Raw genomic sequence first — 1,903 nt, 5'->3', positions numbered from 1 at the left:
CTGTAACTTTAATCAGTTCCTGCCCCTGCTTGCTGGCAGCCTCCACCCCGGCAAGGCGTAGTGCATTGGCCCGCTTTTGTTCCTGTGCGTTCATGCTCAGCAGATCGCGCTCAAACTTAAGCTGCTCTAAAACACGGGCGTAAGGGTCCACCTTTGTCTTGGAAGACCCACCGCCGCCGCTGCTATCCGTTTTCTTATCGGGAATGATTGTTGGTTTCTCAGTTTTCCGCCCACGACCACCACCGCGCCGGGTTGGTCCACTTGCAAAACCAGTATGGCGCAACTGACGTTCGCTCTGAATACCCGCAAGGCGGGCGTTTACCGCATCTATTTGCTCTTGAATTTCAGCAATACGGGCTTCATCACCCAGCGAACGGGCAAGCGACAACTCACGGTTAAGCCCCGGCAACTTGCGCGAAAACTCTACCTGCAAATCCTTGAGGGTTGGCTCTGCAACCGGTGTATTAAATGCAACATCCATTGCATTGGCAGCCGCCAGAGTTGCCCGCTTTGCACCGATTTCAAAGGTGCGCCACATCTTTGCAAATTCATCATCAATCTTTTCTGCCTTGCGCAGAAGCTTCTCATCCAGAACGCCGCCCGCTTCATCAGCCTTGCCCATCAACTCATCAAGGCCCTTGGAACCGTTTTTGAGTGCCAGAACCAGCCCGGCCCCTTCCCGGTCAAACGCTTTAAAGCTCAGCAAAAGCCGCTCTTGTTCCGAGCTGGCGTTTTTAATCAGGTCTGCATATTCGCCCAAAATCTGACTTTGGGTTTTCATCTTGCCGCTGGAATCGCGAAGCTGAACACCATTTGCTTTCAGGATCTCATAAAGAACGCCTGACCCGTTGGCAGCCTCACCAACACGCCGGGAAAACCGTTGCAAAGCTGTATCAGTCGTGCCAGCCGCAACACCAGTCAGCTCAAACCCATAGCGCATACGCTGCAGCTCATCGGTCGTTACGCCCACTTTATCGGCAACCTTGGCAAGCTTGGAGCCTTCTGAAACGGCGCTTTTTATTGCAGCGGTCAACTTGGCAACGGTAGCGGCCGCAGCTGCTGCCGGAAGAAACCGAATTGCGCCCATAGACTTACCAAGTGACCCCATATCCATGTTGAGTAACTTGGTTTCCCGGCGCGTCTTTTGTAACTCGCGCCGGTTCCGTTCAAAGGTTGCACGGGATTTATCATTGGCCCGCACGTTGTAGACAAGATCCGGCACGGTCATGAGTTAGGCTCCCCGGCAATTTTTAGATAAATAGACCATTCTAAAATCTCAGGTTCCGGCCAGTCTTCAAGATCCGCAACCCGCATGTGTAAGCGATCCGCAAGCCGAAATAAGAACATGCGCCACGGATCGCCTCTTAGTTTTTTTCAATTTCCCTGGCATCGCACGGACCAAGCATCTGCACCGCAATCCGGCCAATAATCGCGCCATCTGCTTCCGTCAGCAGCTTGTGTTTGTCATCGGCATTAAAGAGCTTTTCGCCGTTTTCATCTTGTGCTTTCATCACAAGCACATCCACAAAGGCTTCCGGGTCCAGCCCCTCATTTTCGTCATTCACGCGCTTACGCTGGTTTGGGGTCATCGGGTCATAAAAGAGTTTAAAAGCCTCGCCTTTTTCACCCCATTCCGGCACCTCGATAATCTGGTTTTTCGCCCGCTTGTAATGGCTCTTTACACGTTCAATCGCACGCATCTTTTAGGGTCCTTGTCTCTGCGCTAAACAAAAAGGCAGCCTGCACAAACAGACTGCCTCTCTCACTTCACTGGAAGAGGCGGAGCTAAGCCACCGCCTCTTCTGTCAGCGGGCCGTTGCCGGTAAACTCAAAGGTCATATCAATAGTCTCCGCACGGCCCTGCGCATGCTGCACGCTGGTAACTGTTGCAGTGCCGGAGGCA

Annotated in this window: 2 protein-coding genes; both read right to left on the bottom strand. The window is 52.9% G+C overall.

The genetic code is table 11. The features are described 5' to 3' along the window. On the bottom strand, positions 1–1,228 hold a 1,228-nt coding region (locus tag PsWM33_RS21025; RefSeq protein ID WP_206599020.1), incomplete at its 3' end, for a hypothetical protein. 136 nt (positions 1,229–1,364) lie between these two features. Then, positions 1,365–1,700 (bottom strand): hypothetical protein, encoded by a 336-nt coding sequence (locus tag PsWM33_RS21020; protein ID WP_063289072.1) that lies wholly within the window; start codon positions 1,698–1,700, stop codon positions 1,365–1,367. Between the last annotated feature and the right edge of the window lie 203 nt (positions 1,701–1,903).

Origin of the sequence: Pseudovibrio sp. WM33 (genome assembly GCF_001623165.1) — a bacterium.
Lineage (GTDB): Bacteria > Pseudomonadota > Alphaproteobacteria > Rhizobiales > Stappiaceae > Pseudovibrio.
The sequence above is the reverse complement of the archived record's forward strand: the minus strand, read 5'-3'. Positions and strand labels throughout refer to the sequence as shown.